Source organism: Novacetimonas pomaceti (assembly GCF_003207955.1).
In the GTDB taxonomy this organism is placed as follows: Bacteria; Pseudomonadota; Alphaproteobacteria; order Acetobacterales; family Acetobacteraceae; genus Novacetimonas; species Novacetimonas pomaceti.
In genome coordinates, this window is record NZ_NOXG01000017.1 from 1 (window position 1) to 14,991 (window position 14,991).

Consider the following 14,991-nt stretch of genomic DNA (forward strand, 5'->3'; position numbering starts at 1 on the left):
AGATACGGCTGGGATCGGTCAAACGGGATGAAGCGGCTCATCGCGACACTCTACAGCCTTACCCCTTCACAGGGTACCCCAACCCGACAGGCTGCTAGGGCCTGTTAGGTCTTGGCATAATCTGCTGTAGCAACGATGGGGATGACGGAGGGGAAAGATGCGACTGTCTTCTCGTATCGGGTTGCGACGGCCCGCCATTCCTTAAGCCTCGACCAGCGAATGAACAGTTGTGTGGCACTCCACCAAGGACCAAACTCAGGTGACAGGGCGCGTCATTTCGCACCGTTCTGATGGCGCCAGAAAAAATCGCGGAGGTCGTCCGTCGAAGGTTCTTCGGTGGAGCCTTCCCCTTTTTGAACGGATTTCCTCGATCAAAGGCTCGCAGGCAGACTATGCGGCATCGGAAAAGACAGACTTCATCATGCTCATCATAAACAGCTATGTAGTTCGTTCTGTTATCCAAGCCCTAACAGAGCCCTAATACTATCTGGAAAGGACCAGCATCCGGTCAATGTGCCTTGGGTCTTCCATTACGGCCTCGGGGGTGACGGGCACCCTGCCTTTAGCCTTGATCTGCGACAGGGCAAACCCGGACTGCAGAAAGTTGTTCAGGAAAGTCATTGGGTCATCATAACGGCCGGGATTGAATTCCAGAATGATCGAAAGGGGTTTGCCACGACCAAGGATGCCCTGCATTCCCGTCCATACGGCCTGTTCGCTTCCTTCGACATCGATCTTGATGAAATCGACAGGCCGATCCCCGACAACCTCGTCAAGTGTTTTGGTCCGCACATGAACCGAGGTGCTATTGTCATCCCCGTCCCAGTGTATTGTGCCGTTCTGAGGGAAATTTTTGGGAATTTCCAGGGTCAGTTCTTTTCCTGACTCCGCAGTTATTGCATCAGAAACCAGTTCCACACGGTTTTCATATCCATTTATTCGTATGGACTGGTCAAGCAGGGACATCAGGTTCGGGTTGGGTTCTGCTATGAAGACCTTGCCATCCGGACCGACCAGATCTGCCAGAAGTATGGAGAAATAACCAAGGTTTGCCCCTACATCAATGGCAGTCATGCCATCCTTGACTAGATCAATCATGACTTCTGTTACATGAATTTCCCAGTATCCATCAAGTATGAGATGTGGTGACAACCCACGATCTTCTGGATCGACGAACATTTTGTACTTGCCGAGGACACGGCATAGAATAGTGTCATTCATAGGTATGCCATAAGTTCTTGCCCGGATACTGCGTTCGAGTATGGCACGGGGAAACCTGCGCAGGTGTCGTGGATGTAAAAGTCCCCCACGAAGAGGGAGCGTATATTTTTTTATATTTTGCAGTATTTTAGATTTTTTGGAAATTATTTCTCTGAAATTCGGATTAAACGCCTCAAAAAACACCATTACCTAAAATCCATAATATTTATTTACGATAATTTTCTATAAATTATTATTAAATACTTGTCAAGATTAATTACTTTGTACATAAAAGTAATCAGTAGACGAAAAATACCATCCTTTGGGTGGGACTTCTTCATTGTCGATATGCTCGATCCTTGTGTCCCGATTAGGGCTTGGATAACAGAACGAACTACATAGCTGTTTATGATGAGCATGATGAAGTCTGTCTTTTCCGATGCCGCATAGTCTGCCTGCGAGCCTTTGATCGAGGAAATCCGTTCAAAAAGGGGAAGGCTCCACCGAAGAACCTTCGACGGACGACCTCCGCGATTTTTTCTGGCGCCATCAGAACGGTGCGAAATGACGCGCCCTGCACCTGCAGTTTGGTCTTTGGTGGAGTGCCACACAACTGTTCATTCGCTGATCGAAGCTCGGGACCTCTTTGAAAAAGTCAGAGGCACAGACCCGGCCTTAGGCATGGTCTTTCTTGATGGCACGACGATCCGTGTCCATTACAAGACGGCCGCGAAGCCGTCAAAAAAGAGGATACAGGGGGCGCCACAGCTATCGTGAGGTCGCCTGTTCCAAATGGGCCTATAGACATCGGCATCTAGTCGAAAACCTGTGGTCGAGGCTTAAGGAATGGCGGGCCGTCGCAACCCGATACGAGAAGACAGTCGCATCCTTTCCCTGCGTCATCCCCATCGCTGCTACAGCAGATTATACCAAGACCTAACAGGCCCTAATTCTGGTCAGGAAAGATCCTGTGTTCCGCACGCAGGTCCCATCGGATCTGGAATGGCGTGGTCCCACGATATGCCCCGACATGCACATGCGGCGCGCGGGCAAACCCGTTATTCCCGTCGAGGGCCACGACCTGCCCCGCACTCACCCTGTCGCCCATCCTGACCCTGATGTCCGTCACATGGGCATATGCCACGATCAGGTCGTCGGCACGCCGGAACACGATGAAGCTGGGCAGCGACGGCTTCATGGATCCGGGCGTATTCGTAACCGGGTTATTGGAAACCCCGACAACCGTCCCGGTGAATGGGGCCAGGACCTCGGCATGCCAGCCGTACCAGTCCTCATTCCGTTTCCCGTCAGTCCGGAACAGCCTGAAAAACCCGTTTTCCCTGTCGATCATCCCGCCGATGACAAGGCAATCCGTCCCCAGCGCATCGCCCAGTTGCCTGAGTTCTCCATCAGGATGCTCCGCACACACGAACCGCTGGTTGAAAAGGGGCGAGAGCACGACGGATTCAACGGGCGCCGATGCCGGAAGCTCGGCCTTTGTAAAAAGACCCGGCGCCTGCGGAAAATGAGGGAACGTCACCGGCGCGGCGGACGCCGCGGACATGCCCGAAAACAGGAGGAGGGTCGTGATCAGATGCCGCAATGCCAAAGGAAAACCTCACAGGTCGGAAATAATCGTCATGAATGCGATCAATGCCTGTGATGTATGACAGATAAACGGCGCATCAGGATATTAAACTATCGCAACGAAATGGCACCATGATGCGCCGTTACGGTGTTCCGCAAATAAATTACGGGATATCGCAAGAAGACAGGTTGTCTGTAAAAATTAATGACAATTTCAGTGCGACTTATTTTTCTGGAAATGCAGCTTTATCTGAAGCTTTTTGCAAAAAGCTTCACCAAAAACCTTTCATGATTTTCAGGTCATTCTGCGCCCGGCCCTTTTCCAGCCGGAAGGATGCCCGTCCCGTCCGGGCATCCCTTTTCACGCCACGTGGCGCGCTGGCCCTCAGAACCCGATGACCGCGTCGCCGCCAAAGGTGAACATGCCGTTATTGCGGCCCCCGTTGAAGGGCGTCGTGCCATTGAGCGAACGGTCGAAACGGATTTCGGGACGCAGCATGAAGACGCGGACATGATGGCCCAGGTCCGGCTTGTACGTCACGCCCAGCGTCATTTCGCCATAGGTGGTGCCATGGCCCGTCGGGCCGGGCATCACGGTGCTGCCGGGGCTGGCGCGGCCCGAAATCCCGTCCATGTAGGAGTTGTTGCCGATGAAGGTCGCGACCATCAGGTTGTTGTTGTCGCGATAGATTTCACCGCGATAATTGAAGGTCAGGACCTTGTTGATCTTGTAGCTGAGGAAGCTGACGAAGCTTTCGGCATCGGCGGCCTTGAAATTGCCGTTCGGCCGGATGCCGTTCAGGCCCTCGTCATGGATATAGTTGAACTCCCCCGTCAGGGTCAGGCGGTCGGTGACGGCATAGGTCGCGTTGATGTCGTTCCAGAAGCGTTCGGCATGGTCCGCCTCGTAACGTCCCCCGGCGGAGGAATAACGCGAGTTTTCAGGCCCGACACGGCTGAGTTCGATGATGTTGAGCTTGCCATGCGCAAGGTTGTTCAGGTTGAACCCGAAATACCCGGCCGGGGCGTTGTTGTTGTCCGACCTGCCGAAGGAGGTCTGGTTCCCCGTATCGATCCCGAACGTCACGTCCAGCATGTCGGTGACATGCCAGTTGAACATCGCACCGATATGCTGGAACGGGACGGAATATTCGGAAGTATAGGCGATGGTATAGAACGGGCGCGTCGTGGGATCCAGCGTCTCCACCCCCATCGGGGCCTGCAGGATGCCCGCATGCATGTCCAGCCCGCCCTTGGTCGCCCATGGCAGGTGAACGTCGGCATGGGCCTGCGCGGGGATCAGCTGGTAACGCGCGTTCCATTCATGGGCGCTGACGCCCAGGATCTGGTAATAACGCGCGTCCGAACCGTACATCCCCTCCAGCGTGAAGCCGAACTGGTATCCGCCGCGCGACGGGTCGATCGCCTTCTGCAGGGTGAATTCGGCCTGGTTCAGCTGCACCTGGTTGGCATGGTCGGCAAAGAAGTCGCCAAAGTTGTAGCCGGGCTGCGGGCGGGCGGGGTTGGCCATGATGCCGCCTTCGATCTGCCCCACCAGCGTGATGTCCGACAGCCACCGCGCCAGGGCGGAATCGCTTTTTTCCATGCTCTTGAACACGGCAATCTGGGCATGGGCCTCATGTATGTCCACCACAAGCCCCATGGCCAGGGTGGCAATACATCCAATGCTGGCGCGCAACAGCGTCGCCCCCATCCCCGTCTTTTTCATCGACTGTCCCCACTGTCGTCCTGAACCGTAGATCCTGTTTACCAGATTTCGATTTGCATCCCCACCGTAACACTCGGCCAGTCGTAACATTTCACATGCCATGTGCCAAAAAAATCACATACCGCATTGCACCGATGCAACATCATGAAAAAAGGCGGGGACATGCCCCGCCTTCCTTTGTTCCGCCATGGCAAAACAGGTTCAGGAATTGATGCGCTCCCCATGGAGCGCCATGTCCAGCCCCTCCATTTCCTCGTCCGGGGTCACGCGCAGGCCGATCGTCAGGTCCACGACCTTCAGGATCACGAAGGTCAGCACCGCGCACCATGCGATGGTGACGCCCACGGATTCCGCCTGCGCCAGGAACTGCGCGAACGATCCGCTGACGCCGTCGGGGCTGGCGTCGGTGGCCGACAGCGGGCCATAGGCGAAGACACCCGTCAGCAGCGCGCCGACGATCCCGCCGATGCCGTGCACGCCAAAGGCGTCAAGGCTGTCGTCATAGCCCAGCATGTGCTTGAGCGTGGTCGCACCCCAGAAGCACACGACGCCGGCCACAAGGCCGATCACCAGCGCACCGCCCGGCAGGACGAAGCCCGCGGCGGGCGTGATCGCCACCAGGCCCGCCACCGCGCCGGAAATGATGCCCAGGACCGTCGGCTTGCCCGTCTTGGCCCATTCGGCGCACATCCATGCGACGCCCGCGGCGGCGGTCGCGATCTGGGTCGTCGCCATCGCCATGCCCGCGCGGCCGTTCGCGCCACCGGCGGACCCGGCATTGAACCCGAACCAGCCAACCCACAGCAGCGACGCCCCGATGACGGCATAGGTCAGGTTGTACGGCGACATGTCGTCATGGCCGTACCCACGGCGACGGCCGATCACCAGCGCGGCGACAAGGCCCGCGATACCGGCGTTGATATGCACGACCGTGCCGCCGGCGAAATCGATGGCCCCGATCTTCGCCGCGACCCATCCATCCGGCCCCCATACCCAGTGCGCGACCGGCACATAGACCAGAAGCGACCACAGGATGGTAAAGACGCACAGGGCGCTGAACTTCATGCGTTCGGCAAAGGCACCCGCGATCAGGGCGGGGGTGATGATGGCGAACGTCATCTGGAAGGTCATCCAGACGCTTTCGGGGATGGTCATGGTCGTCGCCGCCGACGTGCCCGCCGCCATGGTGAACGCCACGTCGGACCCCTTGGAAATCGCGGCCCCCATGCCGTTGAGCATCACGCGCGACAGGCCGCCGATGAACGAATTGCCCGACGTGAAGGTCAGGCTGTAGCCCACGACCATCCATACGATCGTCATGATGCAGCAGATCGCGAATGACTGCATCAGCGTCGCCAGCACGTTCTTCTTGCGGACCATGCCGCCATAGAACAGCCCCAGGCCGGGAATGGTCATCATCAGCACCAGCGCCGTGCTGACCAGCATCCATGCCGTGTCGCCGGTATCGATGGCGGGGGGCGCTGCGGGCGCGGCATCGGCGGCCAGGGCGGACGCACCGCCCATCGCCACGGCAAAGGCAGCCACCGGCGCGCAGGCGCGCGACAGTCTGGCGTATATCTTACTCACAGCGCGTTTTCTCCCGTTTCCTGTGTCCTGATCCGCATGGCCTTTTCCAGATCGAGGACAAAAATCTTCCCATCGCCAATCTTGCCCGTGCTTGCCGCCGCCTGGATGACCTCCATCACCCGGTCGGCCAGCGCGTCCGGCACCGCGATTTCCAGCTTGATCTTCGGCAGGAACTGAATGTTGTATTCCGCCCCGCGATAGATCTCGGTCTGGCCCTTCTGCCGGCCGTATCCCTTGACCTCGGTCGCGGTCAGGGCGTCGACACCGATCGAGGAAAGCGCCTCCCTGACCTCATCAAGCTTGAATGGCTTGATGACCGCAATGACGAACTTCATGTCTGTGTTTCCTTCCCCAACCTGCGTCCGCGATCCGTCGGTGGTGCGTGTCCGGCAGCAACGCAGACGGGCATGGTACATTCCGAACGCGCAGCCGGTTCGGGTATTGCAACAGCCTGTACCTTGTTCGTGGACCGCAACAAACCGCCGTCCTGCCATATTCCTGACAAGACAGAACCATGCAAGCGGTCATTACGATTCTGACGGGGGGCAAGTGTCTTTTCCATCACGCCGCGCAACATGAATGCAACAGTCGCCGCATCCGGCCTAACCCCCGATGACACGAGGTCTTTTTTTGCATCCACCCGACACTTCCTGCATAGAATTGGCCGCCATGACCCCATCCGCGCCGCCCCCGTCCGCCCCGTCCATCCCCGCCGCCACCGCCATGCCGGTCAACACGCCCGGCGCGCGAATGTTCCTGGCCGTTGTCCTGACCGGGATCATGTCGGGACTGGGCGGGATGATGCTGGCATGCCTGCTGCATGACGTGCAGCATATGGCCTATGGCTATGGGCAGGCGGGCGGTCCCCACGACTTCCTGCACGGCGTCATGGCCGCGCCGCCGTGGCGGCGGGTCGCGGCCCTGTTCACCTGCGGGCTGGTGGCGGGATTTGGCTGGTGGCGGCTGCAGCGCACGGGCGTCCGACTGGTCAGCGTCAACGCGGCGGTGGGCCGGGGCGACGCGCCGGGACGGGTGATGCCCGCCCGCGCCACCTTTATCCATGTCATGCTGCAGATCGTGACCGTCGGGCTGGGCTCCCCCCTGGGGCGGGAGGTCGCGCCCCGCGAACTGGGCGCGATGCTGGCGACACGCGGCGCGCGGCTGCTGGGGCTGGCGGCGGGGGACGCGCGCATCATCGTGGCGTGCGGCGCGGGCGCGGGACTGGCGGCGGTCTATAACGTGCCGCTGGGCGGGACGCTGTTCATCCTTGAAGTGCTGCTCAAGGCTTTTTCGCCGCGCGCCGCGCTGTCCGCCCTGGCCGCGTCGGGCATTGCCGCGCTGGTGCCATGGTGGGCGCTGGGCAATGCGCGGCAATATGACATCGGCCCCATGGCCCTGACCCCCGCCCTGATGGCGTGGGCCGTGTGCGCGGGGCCGCTGATCGGGGTGGGCGCCCATCTGGTCAGGACGCTGGGCACGGCGGCACAGAACCGCGCGGCGTCGGGGGCCGCGCGCATCTGGTGGTGCGTCCCGGTCTTTACCGGCCTTGGCGTGCTGGCGTGCATGTTTCCGCAACTGCCGGGCAACGGGCGCGGCCCGATGCAGCTGGCGGTGGCGGGCAGTGTCGGCGTGGCGCTGGCGGCGGAGCTGCTGGGGCTGAAGATCCTTGTCATCATGGGGGCGCTGCGCGCGGGGGCGGCGGGCGGCCTGCTGACGCCAAGCCTGACGATGGGCGCGCTGCTGTCCACCATGCTGGCGGCGGGGTGGAACGCGGTCCTGTTTCCCGTGCACGCGGACGCGGCGGCGCTGGTGGGCGGGGTGGCGTTTCTGGGAACATTCATGTCCATGCCCATGACGGCGCTGGCGCTGGGGATCGAGTTCACGCGCGTCGGCCACGACATGTGGTTTCCGATGTGCCTTGCCATGGCGCTGGCGGTGGCGACCGGCCGGACATGCGCGCGCCTGACCCGCCTGCCCGCGCCACTGGCCCATCCCAGCGCACCGGGCAGCGTATCCGCCCGCTCATGAACGCGGGCATTCCCCCCTGTCCCGGGGTAAAAGTCCAAAAGATTTTTGGTGAAGCTTTTTGCAAAAAGCTTCGAAGAACGCCGCCTTTTTAAAAAAAGGCGGCACCCAGAAACTTCTGTTCCATTAATGAATTCCGTTTCGAAATCCGCTTACGAACCCGAAGGCAGCGGCGGCAGGTCCAGCGCCGCGATATCGGACGCCACGCCCGCGACCACGCAGGCCACGCCGGTATCGCGATCCACCACGACCCGCAGTTCCACCGGCCCGCCCGCAGGGTCGAACAGGTCGGATTCCACGACATATCCCGCCGCCAGCGGCCGGCCCGCGCGGGCGTCATCCCCCGCCGCGACCTCCATCAGCCGCCCGATCGCGCGGTCCAGCCCCTGCATCACGCGCGTGGGCGACAGGCGCCCGCCCGCGCCATCCACCGGGCCGTCGCCCGTGCAGTACCGTTCCAGCAGCCGCGCCCATGCGGGCGTCGGGACAAAGGCGGGCATCACCACGTCTTCGCCATCGTGGCGGACATGCATGATGCGCCGGGTATTGGCCAGTTCCGCCACATCGATGCGCGGCGCGGCACCGTCGAGCCGCACCGTCCCAAGCTTACCCGTCCCAGGCGTACCCGTCACAGGGGTTTCATCAGGCCTGTGCATGTCGCGCTCAGGCCGCGATTTCAAAGCGCGGCGGCAGCTTGGTCAGCGCGGAGGAGGACAGCGCGGGGGAAATGAAGAACCCCTGCACCCGGTCGGGCTTCATCGCCAGGACCAGGTCGAACTGCGCGCGCGTCTCCACCCCTTCGACCGTGACCTCCAGCCCGTAGACCTGCCCCAGGCTGACAAGGCTGGCAAGCACCTCGCATTCGCCCGGGTTGTCCACGATGCCGGCCACCAGCGACTGGTCGATCTTGAGCTGGTTGAACGGCAGGTCATGCAGGTGGCGCAGCGTCGTCTCGCCCTTGCCGAAATTGTCCATCGCGATCTGGAAACCCGCCTCGCTCAGTTCGCGGATGTTGCGCATGCTGCGCCCCGCCCGGCGGCCCTGCAGCATCTGCTCGGTCACCTCCAGCACGAAATCGGACGGCGACAGGCCGAATTCACGCAGCGAACGTTCCAGTTCCACGCGATATTCCGTGCGGCCCAGATCCATGCGCGACATGTTGATCGCAAGCTGGCGCGGCGGCTGGCCCGTGCGTTCCCACAGCGCGATGTCGCGCTGGAACGAGGCGATCATCGACGGCCCCATCGCCTGCGTCAGGGTGGAATCGGTAAAGACGTCGGCAAAATCCTCCGCCGCCAGCAGGCCGCGTTCGGGATGGTGCCAGCGCAGCAGGGCCTCGATCTGGTCCAGCTGGCTGGTGTGGCAGTTCAGGATCGGCTGGTAATAGACCTCGAACTGCCCGTCCTTCACGCCGCTGCGCGCCTCGATCAGGATCTGGCTGCGCACCTTCGCACGCTGGCGCAGGGCGTCGGTGAACATCTGCGCCTGCTTGCCGCCCGCGCGCTTGGCCGCGTACAGCGCCATGTCGGCGTTTTTCTGCATGTCCTCGACGCTTTCGCGCGCGTCGAGGAACACCGCGCCGATGCTGCCGGCGATGCTGACGGTCACCGTCTCGATATCGATGGGCCGTTCCAGCGCCGCCTGAAGCCGGTCCATGTATTTTTCCAGCGGCATGCTGCGCAGCGTCTTGTTCAGGACGATGGCGAACTCGTCCCCGCCAAGGCGGCTGATCGGGTCGTCGGGATCCGTCAGCTCCACCAGCCGCGACGCCACGACACGCAGCACGATGTCGCCGGCATGGTGGCCGTGGATATCATTGATCTGCTTGAACCCGTCAAGGTCGAACATCACCAGCGCGCGCGACTGCGGCGGTTCCTTGCTTGACAGGCCAAGGGCGGCGGTCAGCGCGGTGTTGAACCCCCCGCGGTTGAGCAGCGCCGTCAGCGTGTCGGTCTCCGCCATTTCCGACAGCCGTTCCTTCGTCTTCATCAGTTCGGTGATTTCCACCGTCAGGCGTTCCGGCGTCAGCTTGTACTGCTTGAGCAGGCCGGAAATGTACTGCGGCAGGGCGCGGTTGCGGAAATGCACCGCCGACAGGTTCACCGCCACGGTGGGCACATGCACGCCGTCATCGTCCCACGCGCGCATCTGGCGGCAGGCCTCCTGCAGGGACCAGCGGCCGATGGCCTCGATCTGCCCGGTTTCCTCCGCCACCGCGATAAAGCGCGAGGGGGAGATGTTGCCCAGGTGCGGATGGTGCCAGCGCGACAGCGCCTCCACCCCGTACAGCCCGCCGCTCGCCGCCTCGACCTGCGGCTGGTAATGCAGGTTGAGCATCCCCTTCGCCAGCGAATCGCGCAGCGCGGAACCCAGCACCAGCCGGTCCTGCGCCACCTGGTTCTTGCCCTGCCCGGCAAAGCGGTAGACCCTGCGCCCGTCCGCCTTGGCCTGGCGCATGGCGGCATCCGCGTTGCTGAGCAGGGATTCGCTGTCGGGACCGTTGTCGGGGAAGCAGCTGATGCCCACGCTGCATGAGATGCTGAGGGTGTTTTCACCCACCTGCATCGGCTTGGCGATCGTGTTGATCAGCAGTTCGGCGAACTTGACCGCCTTGGCATGGGTGCAGTCGGGCACGATGACGATGTATTCGTCCCCGCCCGAACGGCTGATGATATAGTCGTCCTGCACCAGTTCGCGGATGCGCTGCCCGATTTCCACCAGGAATTCATCGGCATAGACATGGCCCAGCGCGTCGTTGATGTCGCGGAAGCGGTCGATGTCCAGCATGAACAGGTAGAAATGGTTGTCGCCCTCGCGCATGATCAGCGCGTCGATGACCTTGTGCAGCGAGGCGCGGTTGAGCAGCCCGGTCAGGGAGTCGAAGTTCGACAGCTGTGAGATGTGCTGCCGCGTCATGTTCTGTTCCACCGCCAGCGCGCAGAACGGAATGCAGGCCTCGACAATGCGTTCGGGCCATTCCTGCGGGGCGTGGGGGTCGCGCGAATACAGCGCGAACAGGCCCGAAACCTGGTTGTCGTGCGTGCGGATCGGGGCGGAACGGCAGTGTTCCAGGCCCAGCGACATCGCGATCGACTGGTAATTGCGCCACAGCAGCTGGTTGCTGTAGGCGGGATCGCGCTTCAGCCGCTCCAGGTCGGCGGGCGCCAGCTTCAGCCCGTCGATCGCATTGAAATACCGCTTGGGCAGGCCGGGGGCGGACAGGATCTGCAGGCGGCTGTCGGCATCGACCAGGATCAGGCAGGCGACGGAATTGGGGACGAAGCTGTCCACCCGGCGGCACAGCAGGTCGGCCACGTCCTGGATCAGCAGGTCGCTGGCCAGCGCCTGGAGCACGTCGTTCTGGAGGATGAGGATCTTGCGCCTCTGGCTTTCCTCCGTCGCGTCCTTCATCACCGCGATATAGTAAATCTTGTCCGTGCCCGGCAGCCGGACCTTGGAAATCGACAGTTCCCCGCACACGTACTGGCCATCCGCGCGGGTGAACTCCACCTCGCGCGAGGTGCCGACGATCTTGTTGATCCCGGTCCTGCGGTTATGGTCGATGAACCCGTCATGGTCATTGCGGACCTCGACAGGGACAAGGCAGCTGACATTCCGTCCAACCACCTTGTCACGGGACAGGCCCCACATGCGCTCGGCCGCCGGGTTGAAGAAAACGACGTCGTTGTGCTCATCGATGATGACGATGGGGTCGATCGCCTGTTCCATGGCAGGCAACAGGATCTCGGCCTTGATATTGGGCTGACTCACCACGCTCTCCAGATCGCCCGTGCGGAATGTCCCGCACGTTTCAGGTTTCACATCATCTCGCACGGTCGGGACGGGAAACATTCCACGCCCCATTCAGCCCACCGACTGTCTTATGGATCAACATTTCCCGCCACGCGTGACGCATGCACGGGTCCGTATCCTGTCTCAGGGATAACCGCAACCGCGATGACGGGCCATGATATGCCTCAATGTTAACGGTGTTTACAATATCGCCGCCGCCCATTTTTATGGTACGCGGCATGCATCTGATGCATCAGGGCCCGCGAAGGTCCTGCGGCAGCAGCCCGCCCAGCGGCCGGCAGGCGTATTCGCATTCCGCGGCATCCTGCTCCGCGTTCTGGCGCAATTCGGCGGCCCCCTGCGACACGGCGCGCCACGCGGCCTGCGCCAGCGCCTTGCGGCTGGGGAAATCATCGGGGTCCAGCGCGGGATGCAGCATGACGCTGGCGCGCATGGAGCGCCATTTCACCAGCTGCCACACGTGCGGGCCCAGTTCCATGTCGCCATACCATGCGAAAACCGGGCGGCGGGCGCGATTGACCGGCAGGCCCTCCAGCCGGTCGTACACCACCGACACGGGCTGGATCAGCGGCGTCATGCCCGGCGGATGCTGGCGCATGGCCTGTGCCTCGGGCGTGTTTTCACGCCCGCGCGGCACGCGGGGCAGCTTTGCAATGGCGAAGAAGGCCGACATGAACGGCAGCACCCGCGACCCGTCGGACGACGTGCCCTCGGGGAACAGGACAAGGTTGTCGCCCCCGATCAGCCGGTCCATCATCTCGTCACGTTCGCGGCCGGTCGTGCTGCGCTGGCGGCTGACGAAGATGGTGCGCCCGATGCGCGACACCAGCCCCATGATGGGCCATTTCTCGATATCGCCCTTCGCCACGAAATTCGAAGGCAGCACGGTGCCCAGCACCGGCACGTCCAGCCACGAGGAATGGTTGGAGACATAAATCACCGGCCGTTCGCCGCGCGCCCGCGCCCGCGCGCCGCCGACCGAACCGGCCCTGCGCCCGATGACGCGGATTTTCATCGACAGCAGGAAGCACAGCCCGCCCCAGACAAAGCGCGTCCAGCGGATTTTCGCCGTCCCCGGCACCAGCAGCAGCACCGCCTCGAACCCGACCGACAGCGGCACCCACACCGTGATGGCCGCCAGTCGCCCGATCCCGCGCGCGGTCCGCAGCCGTTCGCGCCACGGTCCCGACGGCAGCACCCGCAGGGCCGCGATATCGGCGATGTCGCGCGCCGTCACGGGCGCGAGCGAGCGGCGCTGCCGCGTCACGCGCGGTTCGGACTGCTGCGGGGAAGGCTGCGGCTTTGGGAGGGGGGAGGTATCGCGACGTCGCAGGATGCGGCGCTGAATGAAATCGGCAATCATGCCCTATCCATAGACAGGTGGGACAGACCGCGCCGACAGGCGTCGCGATCACGTGGCAGGACCGACACGCGCTGTCAGATACCGCGCCATGGGTGCGCGGCGGCCCTTTCCGGACGTAGCCGCCACCTCCGGGCGCGTCAAGTACGTGCCCCGCCCCCGCGAAAGCCGCGATCCGCAATACGGGCGGGGATGACACGTTACGTAACGATAAAGGTCCCCCGCGTCCGGTTACATAAAATATTTTTTTGTCGCATCGTGTCCGCGCGGCATTATCAGGTATGAAGGACACCATTTCGCGATCGACCGTCGCAGCCCGCACCCCTCGCCGCGACAGGCCCGGCATGCCACGGGGCCGCCTGTCCGCCTTCATCCCTTCCTTCTTCCCAGGAGTGCCCCTGATGTCCGGATGGTCCGGTCACGGCCTGTTATCCGCCGCCACGGCTGTTCTGCTTGCCACGACACCCCTCGCCTGCCCCGCCGCCCACGCCCGCGACGACGTCCTGAACATCCTGACCAGCTGCGATCACGAGGATCCCGAACTGCTGCGCCCGTTCGAGCGCGACAACGCGGTGCAGGTGCATTTCCGCGACATCGACACGGTGGATTCCGTCATGTCCATCATCCAGCAGGCCCAGCCGGGCGACTGGGACCTGGTGGTCACCGACGAAACCGTCCTGATGCCCATGGCGCGCAGCGGCATGCTGGCGCCCCTGAACGCATCGGATTTCCCCACCACCGGCATTCCCGCCGCCGTGGCCGACCCGCGGGCGGGGTCGTATGACAATGTCCTGTACGCCGTGCCGGAGAAATTCGGGTATTTCGCGCTGGCCTTCGACCAGGCGCGGGTGTCCGCGCAGGCGCTGTCGGACATCAACGAAATCTGGAAACCGCAGTACCAGGGCCGCCTTGCGATCTATGATTCCTACCTGCCGGGCATTTCCTATGTCGCGCTGTCGCTGGGCAAGGACCCGTCGCAGCTGGATGAGGCCGACCTGCCCGCCCTGCATGACAGGCTGGTGGCGCTGAAGGCGAATGCGTCGGTGGTGGGCGACATGGCCACGACGCAGCAGGCGCTGGCCGACGGGCAGGTGGACATTGTCGTCGGCGGCGGCGCGTGGACCACTGCGGGCATCGGCAATGACGGCATGGTGCAGAAGGGCGAACCCGCCCCCGCCACGCCACAGGACAGCGATGACGACGCGGATGACGGCCCCCCGCCGCCGCCCGGCGCGCATTCGCCCGCAACGCCCGCCGGCAATGCCGCCACGCCATCGACCCCCGCGTCCGCGCCCGCGCCCCAGCTTGCGGCGCATCCGACGCTGACCTACCTGATCCCGCGTCAGGGCGCGCTGCGCTGGCAGCAGGCGATTTCCATCCTTTCCGCCTCGCAGCGCAAGGACATGGCGCTGCGCTTTGCCAGATACCTGCGCACGCCACAGGCGCAGGCGCATCTGGCGACCTCGTCATGTTACTGGGGCATGCCCGCGAACATGCAGACGCCGCTGTCACCCGAAATCAGGGCCGCCCTGCACTGGGATGAACAGCCCGCGCAGATCGCGGCGACGCGCCTGCTGCCGCAGCTTTCACCCGACATGCGCGACAGGCTGAAGTCCCTGTGGGACAGCGTGATACAGGCCCCCTGAACAGCAGCCTGAATCCACAAAGGTTTTTGGTGAAGCTTTTTTGC

General features: G+C 62.6%; 11 protein-coding genes and 1 pseudogene. 3 read left to right on the top strand and 9 right to left on the bottom strand.

Translation table 11 applies throughout. The features are described from left to right. Window positions 1–104: 104 nt before the first annotated feature. The 3 genes and pseudogenes from CFR71_RS17250 to CFR71_RS11820 form a co-directional block, all read right to left on the bottom strand. Window positions 105–215, bottom strand: a pseudogene (locus CFR71_RS17250) (IS5-like element ISMex42 family transposase); the annotation flags it as partial. Window positions 216–483: 268 nt separating this feature from the next. After that, entirely contained in the window at window positions 484–1,407 is a 924-nt protein-coding gene (locus CFR71_RS11810; protein WP_110531366.1) for an FkbM family methyltransferase, read from the bottom strand. A 739-nt stretch (window positions 1,408–2,146) separates the two neighbouring features. Beyond that, a complete protein-coding gene (locus tag CFR71_RS11820) occupies window positions 2,147–2,659 on the bottom strand; it encodes a M23 family metallopeptidase (RefSeq protein ID WP_165832100.1) in 513 nt (170 codons plus the stop codon). A 260-nt stretch (window positions 2,660–2,919) separates the two neighbouring features. On the opposite strand from CFR71_RS11820, the gene CFR71_RS16210 reads away from it, so the two are divergent. Beyond that, a complete protein-coding gene (locus CFR71_RS16210; protein ID WP_133251145.1) occupies window positions 2,920–3,186 on the top strand; it encodes a hypothetical protein in 267 nt (88 codons plus the stop codon). Here the strand turns inward: CFR71_RS16210 and CFR71_RS11825 are convergent. The 3 genes from CFR71_RS11825 to CFR71_RS11835 all read right to left on the bottom strand — a co-directional run bounded on the left by CFR71_RS11825 (window position 3,173) and on the right by CFR71_RS11835 (window position 6,438). Then, a complete protein-coding gene (locus CFR71_RS11825) occupies window positions 3,173–4,450 on the bottom strand; it encodes an outer membrane beta-barrel protein (protein ID WP_408889680.1) in 1,278 nt (425 codons plus the stop codon). The genes CFR71_RS16210 and CFR71_RS11825 overlap by 14 nt on opposite strands. A 267-nt stretch (window positions 4,451–4,717) precedes the next feature. After that, window positions 4,718–6,040 carry an ammonium transporter gene (locus CFR71_RS11830; protein WP_275401687.1) on the bottom strand — a complete coding sequence of 441 codons (1,323 nt, stop codon included), beginning with the start codon at window positions 6,038–6,040 and terminating at the stop codon, window positions 4,718–4,720. Between the two features lie 59 nt (window positions 6,041–6,099). After that, window positions 6,100–6,438 (bottom strand): P-II family nitrogen regulator, encoded by a 339-nt coding sequence (locus tag CFR71_RS11835; RefSeq protein ID WP_110531372.1) that lies wholly within the window; start codon window positions 6,436–6,438, stop codon window positions 6,100–6,102. Window positions 6,439–6,772: 334 nt separating this feature from the next. On the opposite strand from CFR71_RS11835, the gene CFR71_RS11840 reads away from it, so the two are divergent. After that, window positions 6,773–8,131 (top strand): chloride channel protein, encoded by a 1,359-nt coding sequence (locus CFR71_RS11840; RefSeq protein ID WP_239020391.1) that lies wholly within the window; start codon window positions 6,773–6,775, stop codon window positions 8,129–8,131. 149 nt (window positions 8,132–8,280) lie between these two features. Here CFR71_RS11840 and CFR71_RS11845 read toward each other — a convergent pair whose 3' ends face one another. From CFR71_RS11845 to CFR71_RS11855, 3 genes are all read right to left on the bottom strand, one after another. Continuing rightward, on the bottom strand, window positions 8,281–8,760 hold the full coding sequence (locus CFR71_RS11845) for a hypothetical protein (RefSeq protein ID WP_239020392.1): 480 nt from the start codon (window positions 8,758–8,760) through the stop codon (window positions 8,281–8,283). 31 nt (window positions 8,761–8,791) lie between these two features. Further along, window positions 8,792–11,899 carry an EAL domain-containing protein gene (locus CFR71_RS16930; RefSeq protein WP_408891851.1) on the bottom strand — a complete coding sequence of 1,036 codons (3,108 nt, stop codon included), beginning with the start codon at window positions 11,897–11,899 and terminating at the stop codon, window positions 8,792–8,794. Window positions 11,900–12,173: 274 nt separating this feature from the next. Then, window positions 12,174–13,304 (bottom strand): lysophospholipid acyltransferase family protein, encoded by a 1,131-nt coding sequence (locus CFR71_RS11855; protein WP_110531374.1) that lies wholly within the window; start codon window positions 13,302–13,304, stop codon window positions 12,174–12,176. Window positions 13,305–13,702: 398 nt separating this feature from the next. On the opposite strand from CFR71_RS11855, the gene CFR71_RS11860 reads away from it, so the two are divergent. Further along, window positions 13,703–14,947 carry an ABC transporter substrate-binding protein gene (locus tag CFR71_RS11860; protein WP_110531376.1) on the top strand — a complete coding sequence of 415 codons (1,245 nt, stop codon included), beginning with the start codon at window positions 13,703–13,705 and terminating at the stop codon, window positions 14,945–14,947. The last annotated feature ends 44 nt before the right edge of the window (window positions 14,948–14,991 follow it).

Coding starts and splice junctions, on each gene's coding strand:
- CFR71_RS11855 (WP_110531374.1), bottom strand. CDS start 13,304: ATGATTGCCGATTTCATTCAGCGCCGCATCCTGCGACGTCGCGATACC.
- CFR71_RS11830 (WP_275401687.1), bottom strand. CDS start 6,040: ATGGGCGGTGCGTCCGCCCTGGCCGCCGATGCCGCGCCCGCAGCGCCC.
- CFR71_RS11860 (WP_110531376.1), top strand. CDS start 13,703: ATGTCCGGATGGTCCGGTCACGGCCTGTTATCCGCCGCCACGGCTGTT.
- CFR71_RS11835 (WP_110531372.1), bottom strand. CDS start 6,438: ATGAAGTTCGTCATTGCGGTCATCAAGCCATTCAAGCTTGATGAGGTC.
- CFR71_RS11840 (WP_239020391.1), top strand. CDS start 6,773: ATGACCCCATCCGCGCCGCCCCCGTCCGCCCCGTCCATCCCCGCCGCC.
- CFR71_RS16210 (WP_133251145.1), top strand. CDS start 2,920: ATGATGCGCCGTTACGGTGTTCCGCAAATAAATTACGGGATATCGCAA.
- CFR71_RS11825 (WP_408889680.1), bottom strand. CDS start 4,450: ATGGGGCTTGTGGTGGACATACATGAGGCCCATGCCCAGATTGCCGTG.
- CFR71_RS11810 (WP_110531366.1), bottom strand. CDS start 1,407: ATGGTGTTTTTTGAGGCGTTTAATCCGAATTTCAGAGAAATAATTTCC.